Origin of the sequence: Planktothrix paucivesiculata PCC 9631 (assembly GCF_900009265.2) — a bacterium.
GTDB lineage: Bacteria > Cyanobacteriota > Cyanobacteriia > Cyanobacteriales > Microcoleaceae > Planktothrix > Planktothrix paucivesiculata.
Genome location: NZ_LR735015.1, coordinates 147,245 through 163,614 on the forward strand (window position 1 = coordinate 147,245; position 16,370 = coordinate 163,614).

The 16,370-nt window shown below is 42.7% G+C and carries 14 protein-coding genes and 1 tRNA gene; 5 read left to right on the forward strand and 10 right to left on the reverse strand.

The window, feature by feature from the left end; translation table 11 throughout:
- Positions 1-134: 134 nt before the first annotated feature.
- A complete protein-coding gene (locus PL9631_RS12395; RefSeq protein WP_083620716.1) occupies positions 135-2,288 on the reverse strand; it encodes a pentapeptide repeat-containing protein in 2,154 nt (717 codons plus the stop codon).
- Between the two features lie 645 nt (positions 2,289-2,933).
- Here PL9631_RS12395 and glgA point away from each other — a divergent pair.
- Positions 2,934-4,409, forward strand: a complete 1,476-nt coding sequence (gene glgA / locus PL9631_RS12400) for a glycogen synthase GlgA (RefSeq protein WP_083620717.1) — start codon at positions 2,934-2,936, stop codon at positions 4,407-4,409.
- A gap of 100 nt (positions 4,410-4,509) precedes the next feature.
- Here glgA and PL9631_RS26740 read toward each other — a convergent pair whose 3' ends face one another.
- The 4 genes from PL9631_RS26740 to PL9631_RS12420 all read right to left on the reverse strand — a co-directional run bounded on the left by PL9631_RS26740 (position 4,510) and on the right by PL9631_RS12420 (position 7,693).
- The gene (locus PL9631_RS26740) at positions 4,510-5,928 is read right to left on the reverse strand and encodes a leucine-rich repeat domain-containing protein (protein ID WP_231516715.1); all 1,419 of its coding nucleotides are present in this window, start codon (positions 5,926-5,928) and stop codon (positions 4,510-4,512) included.
- A 266-nt stretch (positions 5,929-6,194) separates the two neighbouring features.
- Positions 6,195-6,497, reverse strand: coding sequence for a hypothetical protein (locus tag PL9631_RS12410; protein WP_083620719.1), 303 nt, complete (start codon positions 6,495-6,497; stop codon positions 6,195-6,197).
- Positions 6,498-6,721: 224 nt separating this feature from the next.
- Positions 6,722-6,979, reverse strand: a complete 258-nt coding sequence (locus PL9631_RS12415) for a chlororespiratory reduction protein 7 (RefSeq protein WP_083620721.1) — start codon at positions 6,977-6,979, stop codon at positions 6,722-6,724.
- A gap of 93 nt (positions 6,980-7,072) precedes the next feature.
- Positions 7,073-7,693: a Uma2 family endonuclease gene (locus tag PL9631_RS12420; protein ID WP_083620722.1), complete on the reverse strand. Its 621-nt coding sequence runs from the start codon at positions 7,691-7,693 to the stop codon at positions 7,073-7,075.
- Between the two features lie 216 nt (positions 7,694-7,909).
- Between PL9631_RS12420 and sir the strand changes: the two genes are divergently transcribed.
- Together sir and PL9631_RS12430 are read left to right on the forward strand one after the other, a co-directional pair.
- The gene (gene sir, locus PL9631_RS12425; protein WP_083620724.1) at positions 7,910-9,910 is read left to right on the forward strand and encodes a sulfite reductase, ferredoxin dependent; all 2,001 of its coding nucleotides are present in this window, start codon (positions 7,910-7,912) and stop codon (positions 9,908-9,910) included.
- Between the two features lie 63 nt (positions 9,911-9,973).
- A complete protein-coding gene (locus tag PL9631_RS12430; protein WP_083620725.1) occupies positions 9,974-10,717 on the forward strand; it encodes a 16S rRNA (uracil(1498)-N(3))-methyltransferase in 744 nt (247 codons plus the stop codon).
- Between the two features lie 98 nt (positions 10,718-10,815).
- Here PL9631_RS12430 and PL9631_RS12435 read toward each other — a convergent pair.
- Together PL9631_RS12435 and PL9631_RS12440 are read right to left on the reverse strand one after the other, a co-directional pair.
- Positions 10,816-10,887, reverse strand: a tRNA-Thr gene (locus tag PL9631_RS12435).
- A gap of 62 nt (positions 10,888-10,949) precedes the next feature.
- Positions 10,950-11,330, reverse strand: a complete 381-nt coding sequence (locus PL9631_RS12440; RefSeq protein WP_083620727.1) for a c-type cytochrome — start codon at positions 11,328-11,330, stop codon at positions 10,950-10,952.
- A gap of 160 nt (positions 11,331-11,490) precedes the next feature.
- On the opposite strand from PL9631_RS12440, the gene petG reads away from it, so the two are divergent.
- Positions 11,491-11,607, forward strand: coding sequence for a cytochrome b6-f complex subunit V (gene petG / locus PL9631_RS12445; RefSeq protein WP_083620729.1), 117 nt, complete (start codon positions 11,491-11,493; stop codon positions 11,605-11,607).
- Positions 11,608-12,548: 941 nt separating this feature from the next.
- On the opposite strand, the gene PL9631_RS12450 is transcribed toward petG, so the two are convergent.
- Positions 12,549-14,372, reverse strand: coding sequence for a response regulator (locus PL9631_RS12450; protein ID WP_083620731.1), 1,824 nt, complete (start codon positions 14,370-14,372; stop codon positions 12,549-12,551).
- Positions 14,373-14,580: 208 nt separating this feature from the next.
- Here PL9631_RS12450 and panB point away from each other — a divergent pair, with 208 nt between their 5' ends.
- Entirely contained in the window at positions 14,581-15,366 is a 786-nt protein-coding gene (gene panB / locus PL9631_RS12455) for a 3-methyl-2-oxobutanoate hydroxymethyltransferase (protein ID WP_083620732.1), read from the forward strand.
- A 52-nt stretch (positions 15,367-15,418) separates the two neighbouring features.
- Here panB and PL9631_RS12460 read toward each other — a convergent pair whose 3' ends face one another.
- Complete coding sequence (locus PL9631_RS12460) at positions 15,419-15,667, reverse strand: hypothetical protein (protein ID WP_083620734.1); 249 nt, start codon at positions 15,665-15,667, stop codon at positions 15,419-15,421.
- An 81-nt stretch (positions 15,668-15,748) separates the two neighbouring features.
- Positions 15,749-16,327, reverse strand: coding sequence for a gamma carbonic anhydrase family protein (locus tag PL9631_RS12465; RefSeq protein ID WP_231516716.1), 579 nt, complete (start codon positions 16,325-16,327; stop codon positions 15,749-15,751).
- Positions 16,328-16,370 lie beyond the last annotated feature (43 nt).

The following is a 16,370-nucleotide window of genomic DNA, read 5'->3' on the forward strand; positions in this document are numbered from 1 at the left end:
AAAAAGTTTTTAGGTCAATCCTTAGCTTACCACTGAAAGGGGTTGGCTGTTAGCTGTTGACGGGTACAGGCGGGGAAACCCCTGCTCCCCCTGCTTCCCCTGCTTCCCCTGCTTCCCCTGCTTCCCCTGCTCCCCTATTTCTTACCCTCGGCGGGGGGACAGTCGGGGTGAATGCCTCCTTGAGAGCAAATATATTTAATTTGGTTAGAATCCAAATTAATGGCGTTACTAAAATCCACCTTTTTTAAACGGCTAGATTGAGCAGTTTCTTCGGATTTAGCAATAAATTGATCGGGTTTATTCTGTTCAGCAGTAACAAAAATTGCTCCTTTAAAATTAGTTCCGTCTAATTTTGCTCCTTGAAAATTAACTAAACTTAAATTAGCATTCTTGAAATTTCCATCTTGCAATCGGGCATTTTTAAAGTTTGAACCCGTAAGTTTAGCGGAGGTAAAATCAGCCCCTTGTGCATTTGTTCCTGAGAAATTTACCGCCGAAATATCAGCATTTTTAAAGTTAGTTTGTCTTAAATCTCCTCCTTCAAAATTTGCCCCGGGGGCTTTTGCTTCAGTAAAACGAGCCTTTTTTAAATTGGCTTTAGACAAATCAGCACTGGCTAATTCCGCCCCCGTGAATTTAGCATCGGTGAGGTTAGCCTGTTGTAAATTGGAACCTAATAATTGAGCATTGCTGAAATTTGCTCCGGTTAAATCTGCCTTTGAGAAATTGGCTTTATTCAGATTTGCCTTTAAAAAATTAGTGTATTTTGATAGGGTATTACTGAAGAAAGCCCCGGTTAAATCCGCTCCGGTTAAATCCGCCCCACTTAAATCGGAAATCCAATCATCAAAGGTTTCTAATCGTCCATCTTCCCCCGCCGTAGCAAACCGACTATTTTTTAAATTAGCTTTAGTGAGGTTAGTATTTCTAAAGCTAATTCCCGATAAATCCGTTTGTTCTAAAACCAAAGTAAACTGCACGGGTGGGGTTAAGTTTTGCCCTAAATCAATCCGACTTAAATCGTCATTATGAATAAAGCCTCCATAGACTTTCAGAATTTTGGCGATCGCTCTTTGAGTCGCCTGTAGTCGTCGCCCTGCTAATTGTTTTTCTTGGTTTTCTGCCCCAAATTTCATCGAATCTAAATCATTTTTGAGGGCTTGATTTAATCGTCTTAAATGGGGTAAAGATTCTGGCCCGGTACTAACTAAAGCCTGTTGAGTGACATCAATTAAGACGGGGTTTTCTTCCTGAGCTAATACATCTACTAATAGGGGAATTGCCCGGGGATCTTTAATCGCTCCTAACGCTAAAATTGCCCCGCGTTTTTGAGCTACATCCGTGGAAGCATTGGGGGATAATTTATTCACTAAAGCCAGAAAAACCTGATTATCCTGTTGTTGAAATTCCCGACGGTTGGCTTGATTTTGAATATAAATTTGCGTGCCGACAAAGGTTCCTAAGACCGCCGCCAGACTGGCACTGCTAACTATAACTAGGGTTAAACCGGGATGTTGACGCATCCATGCCCATAAATTAAAGTCGAGTTTTGAGGTTTCTCCAGAAACTACTAAGCTATGAACGGCATCATCTCCACTCACCCAATCGTAGTTGGTAAAGGGGTTAAATACTAAGACCCTAGGAACATCCTGTACCAAAGTTCCCGCTAATAAATCATGTCCAGTCCGACCTTGAAATCGTTTAGCAATTAGGGCATCTCCGAGTAAAGTTGCACCGGATAAAACCCCTAAAATTAATAGATTAGGATAGGCTCCCGTCACTTGCCAAAGGCCGTAGGCAATGCCCAGGGGAATACCCCAACGGCCGATAAATTCTCGACGAAACGCCCGTCCCCAGCCTGGAGCCGAACCCTTGGGACTGATGACCAGGACTCCAAACCAGAGTTTGGGCAAGGTTTGGCCCCGTTTGGCTAACAGATAGAATTGCCATCCTCCCACCACCAGGGGCAGAAGTAGGGCACCTGACCACAATAGATTGGTTAATGGGGCGACTTGGGGACTGCGATCGCGTACAGGAATACCCAAGGTAGCGGCAACGGTTTCGGATGTCACCCGCACCACTGGATTGAGCGGGACAGGTTGGGGACTACGGTTGGAGAGAGCGCCCAGGGTAAAAGGAATTAACCCACTCGCCGCCACTAAGGAGACTTCCGCCACAAAAGCGCCCCATCGACGCACCCAAAAGGGTAAGGGTTTTGAGGTGACATCTGGCCATGATGAAGGAGATTGAGATTGATTGATGTCTCTATCTACAGTAGGGCTTGCCATAGTTCAAAATTTCCGAGTAGGTCGTTAAGATGCAAAAAATAAAAATCCTTTGTTCGAGTTTATAGCTTAACGCAGAAGGTTTCACAACTAAATTGGGACTGACCTCCGCCGGAGTTGGGCTCTGGCTAGTAGATGACTCTAAAGAGGCATGAAGTCTAATCATGTATAATTAAATCTTTAAGTCAGTGGGCGAGAAAATCAACAAGTATGTAACGAAATTGAGGTAAATATAGCAATCCTAAATAGGTTATAACATTTTAATACTGACATGAAACAGCCAGAAGTATTACCCCAGATCCGGCGTTCCCTGTTCCTTTTATTATTAATAAATGATGGAAAAACGTATTAGACACTGCCAGTTTTCATAAAACGAAAATTTATGCCAAAATTCAGATCAGACAGATGTTAGCCTAGACGAGATCAAAGATGCTATTAGCAAGACTTAGCTAATTTGTACTAATTTTAGGACACAATCTAAGTGTGACAAGATTGTATTTTATCAATAAATACTCCAACTAACGCGACAAATCCTGATCCGAATTAATCAAACCCGCAAAAAAATCACTCCTTTAGGGGTTTACTAATTTAGCCAACATGATTACTATGGGGAAGACAAAACATCACGGTTTGGAGTGAGGAAACAGGATGTACATCGTACAAATTGCCTCTGAATGCGCCCCAGTCATCAAAGCGGGAGGCTTAGGCGATGTTGTGTACGGACTCAGTAGGGAGCTAGAACTGCGGGGTCATACCATTGAAATTATTTTGCCCAAGTACGACTGCATGAGGTATGACCAAATTTGGGGACTTCATGAAGCCTATCAAGATTTATATGTTCCCTGGTTTGATGGTGCAATTCATTGTACTGTCTTTTGTGGCTGGGTTCACGGATGCCTATGCTTTTTTATTGAACCTCACTCCGAAGATAATTTCTTCAACCGAGGTTGCTATTATGGTTGCGTAGACGACCATTTGAGATTTGCCTTTTTTAGTAAGGCCGCATTAGAGTTTTTACTTAGAACTGATAAACGTCCCGATATTCTCCATTGTCATGATTGGCAAACGGGTTTAGCTCCTGTGATGTTGTATGAAATGTACAAATATCATGGTATGGAAAATATTCGGGTTTGCTATACCATTCATAACTTTAAACATCAGGGAATCGCCGGGACAAATATCCTTTGGGCAACGGGATTAAACCGAGAATCCTACTATTTTGAATATGACCGTTTACGCGATAATTTTAACCCCTTTGGATTAAATTCTATGAAAGGGGGAATTGTCTACTCTAACTTTGTTACAACCGTATCTCCTAACCATGCCTGGGAAGCCCATTATGGAGAATTTGGTTATGGTTTAGGACATACTTTAGAACTGCATCAACATAAATTTGGTGGCATATTAAACGGGATTGATTATGCCGTTTGGAATCCTGAAATTGATTCATTTATTCCCTATCAATATGGCCCGGAAGATTTAGCAGGAAAGGAAAAGAATAAAAAAGCTCTACGGGAAAAATTGTGGTTAAGTCATGATGATAAACCTCTTGTTTGTTATATTGGTCGTTTAGATGATCAAAAAGGGGTACATCTGGTTCATCATGCTATTTATTATGCCCTGCATCGACAAGCTCAATTTGTATTATTAGGTTCAGCAACGGAACCCACTATTAATTCTTGGTTTTGGCATGAAAAGAACTTTTTAAATAATAACCCCGATTGTCATTTAGAACTTGGGTTTAATGAGGAATTATCCCATTTAATTTATGCGGCGGCGGATATTATTGTGGTTCCGAGTAATTATGAACCCTGCGGATTAACTCAAATGATCGGTTTAAAATATGGCGCGGTTCCAGTTGTTCGGGCCGTGGGAGGATTAGTTAATACGGTTTTTGATCGGGATTATGACGAATATCACGAACCGGAAGAACGCAATGGTTATGTTTTTAACTATACGGATTTTCCAGCCCTAGAATCCGCCATGGATCGAGCTATTGGCTTGTATAATTACTATCCTGATGAATTTGAAAAATTGAGAATTCAAGGTATGAATTATGACTATTCTTGGAACCAACCGGGAACAGATTATTTAGCCATTTACGAATTCATTAGACATAAGTAATTGAGTTGCTACGGATTTAAACCTGGGTTTGTGGAAAGCAGTGCCAGCGTCCTCGCTGGCTGGTGTTCATATCGCTGTGCGATCGCACGTTTCAGCAGTTTTAGGTTTCTGCGGTAAAAGCTTCGGGGTCAATGTCCCAGTTTACCCAAGAAATGGCGGCATGGGCAGAAGTGAGGTCAGGAGGAACCCGCAAAACGTGAATATGATTTGTACTCGGACAAGTCATTTTCAACAGATGAATTGGTTCAATATCCACCTTAGCATCAATTTTAAGTAAGGTATATTCGCGCCAAGAGTCAAGTTCAATGGCTTGGAGTTCCTTACAGATGCGCTCATAGCCCATTTTTTGGATCAACAGTCGGCGAATTTCCGAATTTTTTTCCGTCAATAGCCACTCAGCTTTTCGCTGACTGGGGTGAGTCCAATATTGCCGAGGAAATCCCTTCATCCCAAATACAGAAACTTCCAAGTTTTGATTAGGATGATTAGCAAGTGCTGAGAAATCCTGAATCGGATTGTCCCTTAGATCAATATACTTCAAGTCTTTTAATTGTCCAATTTCCGGTGGTAGTTCTGTCAGAGAATTACGACATAAATCAAGTGTTTGTAGACTTTGCAACTGACCGATTTCCGGTGGTAGTTCTGTCAGACGATTACCCTGTAAATAAAGTGTTTGTAGACTGTGCAACTGAACGATTTCTGGTGGTAGTTCTGTCAGACGATTACCCTGTAAATAAAGTGTTCGTAGACTTTGCAACTGACCAATTTCCGGTGGTAGTTCTGTCAGAGAATTATCGCGTAAATCAAGTGTTTGTAGACTGTGCAACTGACCGATTTCCGGTGGTAGTTCTGTCAGAAAATTATGCTGTAAATTAAGTGTTTGTAGACTGTGCAACTGACCAATTTCCGGTGGTAGTGCTTTCAGATAACTACGCTCTAAATCAAGTGTTTGTAGACTGTGCCACTGAACGATTTCCGGTGGTAGTTCTCTCAGAGAATTACCGTATAAATTAAGTGTTTGTAGACTGTGCCACTGAACGATTTCCGGTGGTAGTTCTCTCAGAGAATTACCGTATAAATTAAGTGTTTGTAGACTGTGCCACTGAACGATTTCCGGTGGTAGTTCTGTCAGAGAATTACCGTATAAATTAAGTGTTTGTAGATTGTGCAACTGACCAATTTCCGGTGGTAGTGCTGTCAGAGAATTATACTCTAAATTAAGTGTTTGTAGATTGTGCAACTGACCAATTTCCGGTGGTAGTGCTGTCAGAGAATTATACTCTAAATTAAGTGTTTGTAGACTGTGCAACTGACCAATTTCCGGTGGTAGTTCTGTCAGAGAATTACGCTCTAAATTAAGTGTTTGTAGACTGTGCAACTGACCAATTTCCGGTGGTAGTTCTGTCAGAGAATTACGCTCTAAATTAAGTTCTTCCAGGTATGTATGCTGTTGAAAAAAGTCAGATAGAGGTTCTTTAAGCCCTCCGTTCGATAAATCTGGCGATAAATTTAGTTTCATGGGATTCTCCAGTTGTTCAAATTTGTTTAGGAGAGTGATCGCCATCAAACCCACCAAAAGGAAGTTGTGGGATGATTGCCAAATCAGCAATTTTTAGGTTTTTACTGCAAAAGCTTCCGGGTCAACATCCCAGTTCACCCAGCAAATGGCTTCACGGGCAGAAGTGACGTCAGGAGGAACGCGCCAGACATGAAAACGCAGGCTGCATCACTCGTTGCAGCACTCGCCACCCGTCGCGCGATATCTGTGGAGTCTAGGACAATAGATTAATCAGCAACAGGGTGCCATCCTGTGGGTTCATACTCCCGTTGAATCCGCACAACCCAATCCCCCTGGGGAATTTGCAGCGCATGATGTTCTTCGTGGCTGAGGGTAGCAAACTCAGACAAGACACGCAGATACAGCGTCCCATCCCGTTTATAGAGTTCTGCTTGTCCGTTTGAAATTTGGTGTTTGTGTCCGGTGGCTTCACCGAGGGCAAGCACCAGATGGTCTTGCTTATAATGATCATATTGAACTTCTGCTGTGCGGGGAATTAAAAGAACATCACCTTGTCGCATGGGTTGCATTGCACTTCTCCTGTATAGCCGTTGTTATTTCCCAGTCTAATCGCTGTGAATAGTGGAGTTAGGGAGGGTCAAAATCGATTTACACTTTAGCCCAGATGGTTTGTACGGGCTATTTGGGATTCTGAGGCGATGACCCTGGGGCTAATTTTCTTGCGCGATCGCACGTTTCAGCAGTTTTAGGTTTCTGCGGCAAAAACTTCCGGGTCAGGGTCAGGGAGTAACGGTTATTTCTCTAACCGCACCGCATACCATTGCAGATATTGACCCGCACCCACATCTAGGTCACAGCTTGTATCAAGCAGACACTTAGCTTGTTCTTCAATGGTAGCAAAGCGCTGTAAATCTCTGGGTAAGTTGTCTTGACATTGGGATAAAACGGATTTGAGCTTTTCGAGGAGTTCTGCAACCGTCATAAACTGTTCGGGTTGATGGGTTTCTAACAGCAGAAAGGTATCCTCATCGTACATTAGCGCATCTGGCATAGTGATTTTCTCGCAAAATATTAATATAAGTGGCGGCTTCTATTTTAACAACTGCTTGTATCAACCATAAGGATGAGTGGAAATTAGAACAAACTAAACTACACCCGCTTGAAAAATCTGGTTTGCTGTCAGGTTCAAATCTGGAAAAGTTTGCGACACAATGCGATCATTCTCTCGAAACTTGACGATTTGATATTCACCGTCAACCAAGTTACAGATAGAAATTGTCGGTTGTTTGGGATTTCCAATAAAATTGCGTCCGCCCAAAGCAGCATAATCGATAATCCAATATTCCGGTATACCCATCTCCTCATAATCGGCATATTTCAAATAGTAATCATCTCGCCAATTGGTTGATACAACCTCAATTAACAAAGGGATCGATGCACCTAAACTGAGGGTAGATTGTTTTTGCCATAATGTTTCGTTCGCCAGATTTGCGCGATCAAGTACCAAGATATCAGGGAAATAACCACAATCTTTTTCAGGAGGTCTAACTATCACTTGGCGGGGGATACCATAGGGTAATCCCAGACGATCTATTTGAACAGAAATTTTGATGCCAAGAAAACTGATAACTTCCTCGTGTTCGCCTACTGGTTGCGCCATCTCAACAATATCTCCATTATGCAGTTCGTAGCGTACCGCCGAATTTTCTGGCAGCCACTCCACAAATTCCTCGAAGTTTACGAGTTTGGGTAAAGTTTGAGTCATAGGTTTTGAGAATTACCGATAATATAAATTATATCTCTAAGTTCTATTGCGTGAGTGGTATGATTTGTGGTTAGTCCCATGTTAAAATTAAATTTAATACCGATAATTCCGACCGAATTACAGGGGTTTGAAAAAAATCGGGTATAACAGTGGGTTGATGGCGGCCCAAACGCTTAACCCGTAGAGATTTTTTATTGAAATAGGTATCACACGCTCATGACTCTATCCACAACGCCTCCCAAGGTCAATAAACCCTCAAAAGTAGAAGGGCTCAAAGAACACAGCAACAGCTTGCGAGAACCCCTCGCTACAGAACTTTTAAATGATTTGAACTACTTCTCTGAAGATGCGATTCAAATTCTCAAATTTCATGGCTCCTATCAACAGGATAACCGGGATAACCGGGTAAAAGGACAGGAAAAAGACTATGGAATGATGCTGCGAACCCGCAGTCCTGGGGGTTTTATTCCGCCTCAATTGTATTTAACGATTGATCAGTTATCCGATGAATATGGCAACCATACCATTCGGGCTACTACTCGTCAAGGATTCCAATTACACGGAATTTTAAAGAAAAATCTTAAAACGGTTTTGGCTTCTATTGTTAATAGTATGGGCTCAACTTTAGGAGCTTGTGGAGATATTAACCGCAATGTCATGGCACCGACCGCACCTTATAAAAATCGTGCTGATTATCAATATGCCCGGACTTATGCTAATAATATTGCCGATCTGTTAACTCCCCAAACTGGAGCCTATTATGAAATTTGGTTAGACGGGGAAAAAGTAATTACCGCCGAAGAAAATCCCGAGGTAAAAGCCGCTCGAATTCGGAATACTAATGGCACGAATTATACCGACTCCGAAGAACCGATCTATGGCACTTATTATCTGCCCCGGAAGTTCAAATGTGCGGTAACAGTTCCGGGGGATAATTCCATTGATTTGTATACTCAAGATTTGAGTTTAGTGGTAATTACAAATGCGGCCGGAGAGTTAGAAGGATTTAATATTTTAGCCGGCGGTGGTTTAGGACGGACTCATAATAAAGAAGAAACCTTTGCTCGCATTGCCGATGAAATTGGCTATGTAGATAAAGAAGATATTTATGATGCGGTAAAAGCCATTGTTGCGACTCAACGGGATTATGGCGATCGCAGCAACCGACGTCACGCCAGAATGAAATATTTAATTCATGATTGGGGCGTGGATCAATTCCGTAAAAAAGCCGAAGAATATCTGGGCAAAGCCTTTAAACCGTTTAAATCTTTACCCCCTTGGAATTATCAAGATTATTTAGGATGGCATGAACAAGGAGACGGTCAATGTTTCCTAGGAATTTCGATTGAAAATGGTCGGATTAAAGATGAAGGAAACTTCCGCCTAAAAACCGTTTTACGCAAAATTGTAGAACAGTTTGAAATCCCGATGTTAGTCACCGGAAGCCAAAATGTGATTCTGTATGAAATTTCCCCAGAAGTTCAACCCAAAATTCAAACCCTGCTCAAAGAGCACGGAATCAAAACTGAAACCGAAATTGATCCCCTAGAACGCTATGCCATGGCTTGTCCGGCGTTCCCGACCTGTGGATTAGCGATCGCAGAATCAGAACGGGTCATCCCTAGTGTATTGGGACGGATTCGGGTATTGTTGGACAATGTGGGTTTGCAACCTGAGCATTTTGTCATTCGGATGACCGGATGCCCCAATGGTTGCGCCAGACCCTACATGGCGGAGTTAGGCTTTGTTGGGAGCGCCCCCGATACCTACCAGATTTGGCTAGGGGGTTCTCCGAATCAGACACGATTAGCTCAAGCCTTCGTAGATCGCTTATCGATTCACGATCTTGAAACTTTTCTGACTCCGATTTTAGTTTATTTTAAACAGGATCGGAAAGTTGGGGAGAGTTTTGGAGATTTTTGTGATCGTGTCGGCTTTGACCAGCTTCGCAAGTTTATGACCTCTTACTCAACGACTGCCTCAATGAATATTGAAACTCAAGAAGCACCCGTTTTTACAGGTAGCCAGACCCTACCAGAGATGATCGATTCTGATTCTGATATCCCGGTTGATCCGAGCAAAATTCGGCATCGGGTCAGTGTGCGCGATTCTGTTTATAATCAGTTGAAAGCTGAATCTAAACGTTTGGGAAAACCCGTGGTTGAGTTAGCCACCCAAGCGATTGAAGAATATTTGGAAAAACTGAAAGTAGAATAGTCCGGTTGAACTGAGATGGTTTTGGGTTAGAGTATCTAACCAGAACTTTAATCGGTTTTATTCATGGTTCAACTTCAACGCCTGGCGATCGCCCCGGAACAACTTCAAAACGAACACCTATCTTTAACGGCTGAACAACAGCATTATTTAGGTCGGGTGTTACGGTTGAAACAGGGCGATCGCTTTATTATTATTCAGGGTCAATGGTGGATCGCAGAATTATTAGTGAATTTACCTGCACCCTCTCCCCAGGCTAAATTAATTGAAAAGGTGTCAATCCAAACCGAATTACCGATTGAAGTTATATTAATAGTTGCCCTACCAAAAGCCGATGGATTTGAGGAAATTGTGCGCTGTTGTACAGAGTTGGGGGTGACACAATTTATTCCTGTTATTAGTAAAAGAACCGTATTAAAACCCAGTCCGCAAAAGGTAGAACGGTGGCGAAAAATTGCCAGAGAAGCCGCCGAACAATCGGAACGTCTGATCATTCCTAATATTTTCGATCCGGTTTCATTTCAACTCGGATTAGAAAAAAACGATCATTCTTGTTATCAATATATTGGTGAAGGTCGGGGAAATTATCCCTCTTTAACCCAAGAATTAATCCCCCTAGAAGCAGAAAAAAGACTCAATAAAATTATCCTAGCAACGGGGCCAGAAGGGGGATGGACGGAGGAAGAAATTCAGGATGCGATCGCCATCGGATTTCAGCCCATTTCCCTGGGAAAACGCATCCTAAGAGCCGTGACAGCCCCCATTGTCGCCGTCTCTCAAATTGTCGGAATCATTGAAAAAACAGACTAAGCCCTTCAAGATTTAAAGGGTATAAATATTACAGAATTAGTGTAATATTGATGCCAGGGGAAAACGTCACTGTCACGCCGCATCACGGGTGAAAAAAAAGCTGGTGACAAGATTTGAACTTGCGACCGGCTGATTACAAATCAGCTGCTCTACCACTGAGCTACACCAGCAACGTTTCTGATTATAGCAAAAGTTAGTAATTTTAATCAAGACTTTTTTAGATTTTTTTGGGTTAGAGAGTTTCCAAATAATTCAACAGGTCGGCCATTTCCTGGGGGGTGGGTTGAAATTTGGGCATGGGCGGGGTATTCCCACCGGTGACTTGCTGAATAATGCCGACTTCTGATTTCCGTTGGGAAACATCCTCAAGACTCGGCCCCACTTGACTATCGGTTTGCCAAGCATGACACCCGGCACAGTTATAAAGAAAAATTTCCTGCCCTCGGACAAAATCACCTTTGATGGATAGAACACTTTCTACATAAGGATCATAAACCTGTAGCTTAGGAAGGACAAAAATCCAACCCAGGATCAAAACCATCAACGCCAGGGTGGTGATAGCGGCTCGTTTGATCAGGACATCAATTTCTGCAATCGCAAGCTGGTTATCCAAGGTGTTTCTAATAATTTGAGACTGATCTACAAGAATCTTTACATTCTACCTAGTTTATAGTGTTGTCCGGTCAAGAGCAAGGGCTCCCAACAGTGAAGCGTCAACGGTTAAGGGTATGATTAAAGATTAATTGCTCAAATTAACACCAAGGAGTTATCCAGTGGTAGAACCATTATTATCGGGAATTGTTCTGGGTTTAATTGTCGTCACCCTAGCCGGGTTATTTGTTGCGGCTTACCAACAATATCGTCGGGGAAACCAACTTAATATCGACTAGATATCCAGCAAACCCAAACCCACCCTAGGTTAAGCCTTCTGGGTTTAACCTGGGGTGGGTTGATTGTATGAAAGGAATCGGCAATGGGCAATGTTAAGAGAAATTCCGCAAATTGCAGCGTTGCGACAAAATTGTTCCTACCTAAAACAACAGTACCCGAACTTCATTTCCCTAGTGATTTCCCCTCCTATGTTGGATTATGTAGAGTTGCTACTTAGGTCGAATGCCTAGTTGCATTGCTCCCTTGACCACGATTGGGGGAAGTGTAAGGATTAATGATGGGTACTGTTGTTCGTATTCCACAAGACAGATTGTATTGACCTTAAACAGAGTAACTAACCTCCTAGTTAAGCTGAGGAACTTCCTCATTTATAATCCGTAAGTTTGGAGTTGTATACTTGTTAATAACGAAGCTACATTGCTCCCATTTGGTTCACTAGAGGAAATATCAGCAACTAAAGAAAGAGTCACTGCCGAAGATGACAGACGTTAGATGAAACAGTTTAGTTAACCTCCTAATTTCACTTAACCTGGACGTTCAAGAAAACGTGTTTCGGGCCTCCTTTAATAGAGATTTTACCGTTTGAACATCGTTTGCTGATCTGTCGGAGAAGCTCTTTTTGGCTTCTGTATATACAATAAACATTCCCCTTGTGAATTGCAAGTGAAATCCATTAAAGTTAATCCTTTGATCAATCAACACTCTCGCAATTGTAAACTTAAGTAACAAAGATTCTCAGATTAAATTGTCATCTAATCTTGATACACAGGGGATAACACCTGCTAAGACTGTTAGGGAATAGGGAGGGGGAGGCAGGGGAGGTAAACTCTTTCTATTACCCATTACCCATTACCCATTACCCATTACCCATTACCCATTACCCATTCGTAATTCGTAATTCGTAATTCGTAATTCGTAATTCGTAATTCGTAATTCCCCATCACACAGGTTGCAGACGGCGAAAAACTTGAGTAATTAGGGTTTCTGGCGCTATGGTTTTGCTCAGGTAATCTGAAGCACCCACGGCAAAGGCTTGCAGAATAGAGGTTTCATCCGTATGTAGAGAAAAAAAGATAATCGGGAGATGACACCATCTTTGATCAGTTCGCACCGCTTGACATAGATCTGAGCCAGTGAAACCCGAGATTTCCCAATCTAAAATCAAGAGATCGGGACGACAATCAAGTAACATCTCCCAAAATTGTTCTGAGTTTTGTAGGGTAGTGACATTTAAACCCTCGGCTTCTAACAAGCCCGAAATATAGGTTAAAAGCTCAGGATCATTATCGACAATTAAAACGCGATTTCCTTTCCCTGACCGAGACTGGGATAATACCTCAGTGATCGCTTTGAGGATTTCATAAGCAGGTAAAGGCTTGTGTAAAAACCTCTTAACTCCTAAACGGGCGACGGTGACGCGATCGCTTAAACTTTGCCTTCCCGTTAGAGTAATCACTGGAATTTGAGGAGTCCTATGGCTGAGTTCTTCTAATAGGGTTAAACCATCTTCTTGAGGACTGGGAAAGGTTAAATCCAGTAGAATAATATTAGGTGGGTTTTGGAAAATCATTTTGCGAGCAACCGGGAGATCCGTGGCCATTTCAATTCTTAATCCCCAGGCGATCGCTTCTACCCTAATTCTTTCGGCTAACATTAAGTCATCATCGACAATTAGAATTAAGGGAGAATAAGCTACAGGTTCGGAAGACAGGGGCGTTAATAGGGTTTCGCGACTAGCTTCGAGACTTAGACTAACGACTAAATCCGAAATCAACTGAGCTTGGTTAAGCTCTATTTTGGGGGATTCCAGTAAATATTCCAGTTCTCTGGCTACTTGCGAACCTTCCCGTAGTCCAAAAATCCCTAGAGATCCCGCCAATTTATGGGCTTCGTTTCTGGCTTGTTGCTGAAGTTCGGCGGTGAGTTTTCTTTGGAGTAGGGCTGGGGCGACCTGTTCTAAAATCTGAATTTGGACTTTCACCTTGTCTTTAAAATTCTCCCAAATCCTAGAGGTAATCTGGGTGATTTCTTGTCGAGAGGTACTAGGGGAGGTTGGAGGTTTGGACTCAATGGGATTAGAGGAAGATGGACTAACCGGCGATCGCAAACGATAGCCCAAACCATGTACCGTTTCAATCGGGTCTGCACTGCCAGCAGCTTTGAGTTTTTGTCGCAAACATTTAATATGGGTACTAACGGTTTCTTCCCCTGGAGATTCGGCGAAATCCCAGAGGCGATCTAAAATCGCCCTCCGACTAAAAATTCGCTTAGGATTGAGTAAAAATAATTCAAGTAAACAATATTCTTTTGATGTCAGATGTATTAATCTCTCTCCAGATTTGACCTCGTTATTAATCGGATCAAAACTGAGATTTTCCCAGGTCATAACCGCCGTAGAAACAGATTTTCCCCGACGTAATAAAGCCCGGACTCTTGCCATTAATTCGTTAATATCAAAGGGTTTAACGACGTAATCATCGGCTCCTGCATCTAATCCCATTACCCGGTCGGTGCTACTATCCCTAGCTGTTAAGAGTAAAATGGGATTTTGATATCCCTTACTCCGTAACTGCTTACAAACACTGATTCCGTCTAGTTTAGGAATACCAATATCTAATAGAATTAAGTCATAGATAAAGGTTTCGGCCATTTCTAAGGTTGTCAGTCCATCGGTGACGGTATTTACGGTGTATTGATGGGCGAGTAAAATTTCCGATAAGGTGGTACTGGTGAGTGGGTCATCTTCGACTAATAAAATTTTCATAACAATCCCCCCTATAGTTTTTTTTCACGGCTACGGTTGGGGGAAGAACTTCTCCCTCCAAGAGCCGATTATTGATATGGTCTGAGCTTTATCCGGCGGAAGATGTGGCAGGTTCAGAGGAGTTGAGATTGAAGCAGATCAACTCCTCTTTCATTCTAAACTCAAGTGGCGTGCTATTCAATCTGATCAAATTATCTAAAATTATTAAATGCCAGTTACAACCCAAGAATTAAGTCAATGGAAACAGCAAGGGCGACGCATTACCGTATTAACAGCTTATGAATATGCGATCGCTCAATTGATCGATCAAGCCGGAATTGATATTATTTTAGTTGGGGATTCTCTGGCGATGGTCGGGTTAGGCTACGATACCACTTTACCCTTAACCTTAGATGAAATAATTCATCATGCCAAAGCGGTGCGAAGGGGAGTAAAACAGGCATTATTAGTAGTTGATTTACCGTTTTTAACCTATCAAGAAAGTCCCCAACAAGCGATTCATTCCGCCGGACGGATTCTCAAAGAAACGGGTGCTCAAGGGGTGAAACTCGAGGGCGGATATCCTCTGATGGCAGAAACCGTAGGTCAGTTAGTCCAAGTAGGGATTCCGGTGATGGGTCATGTGGGACTCACCCCCCAATCGGTGCATCAATTTGGTGGGTATCGTAAACAGGGAAAAACATCCGATCAGGCTGAACGAATTATTGCAGAAGCGATCGCCTTAGAGCAAGCTGGAGCTTTCAGTGTAGTCTTAGAACATATTCCCTCGGATTTAGCTGAAGATATCACCCAAAAATTAGGGATTCCGACCATTGGTATCGGGGCGGGGGGGGGCTGCGATGGCCAGGTCTTAGTGACCTCTGATATTTTGGGGTTATCGGCATGGCAACCTCCCTTTGCCAAAACCTACACTAATCTACAACAAACTATTACCCAGGCTGTGCAGGAGTTTTGTATCGAAGTTAGGGAGGGAAAATTTCCCCCGGGGAATTAATCTTAAAGGAAGAGATAAAATAGTCTCTAAAATATCTCTCCCCTAGCTTTAATTAACCTTCTCCGCCTTCTCCGCCTTCGTCATCTTTGTCATTCTCATTATCGTTGTCATTATCATTTTTATCATCTTCGTTATCGTCTGAAGATGGGGAAGGCGCGGGATTTGCTGGAGCTTGAGGTGCAGGTGCAGTCACAGGGGTTTCTCCGGGTTTGACACCTTCTTCTTGATTGCCTCCACCACAGGCTCCTAAAGTTGTGGCTAAACCAACGGCGAGAAATAACTGAATAGTCTTGGATTGCATTGGGACACTCTTGAAATTACAGTAACAAAATTTTATAATACCCTTAAAATCAATCTTGACATCCTAATATCACAGGATTTTTCAGCCCTCGGGAATCGTTAGGAACCCTAGGTCTGTTCCTTTTCCGCCATGAACTAGGGCTAATTTTTCATAGCGTCTGGCGTGTTCGATTAAATCCGCCGCCTCCTCGGGAGAAACATCTCTTAGGCGTTTAGCAGGAACACCCACAACTAGAGAAAACGGAGGCACATCTTTTGTGACCACCGAACCCGCCCCAATAATACTTCCGGTTCCCACCCGTACCCCATCTAAGATAACAGCCCCAATTCCAATCAAACTTCCCCGTTCAATATGGGCCCCATGAATCACCGCCCGATGACCTACGGTTACAGAATCTTCTAAGAAGGTGACTTTCCCCGGATCGCCGTGTAAAATAGCACCATCCTGAATATTGGTTTTTTCCCCAATTACAATTCGTTCCACATCGCCCCTGACAACGGCTCCATACCAAATACTCGCCCCCGCCCCGATTTCCACAAACCCCATCACAACTGCATTGGGAGCAACAAAAGCCGCCGGGGAGAGGTCTACATTTGGCCAATAAGGTTGGGAAAGGGGCAAAGATTGCTCAGACATGGGCATAATATTTCTTTCTATCATCTCGTCTCTAAAAGTTTAGTTGAGAAGTAAAATTTCTTTAGCC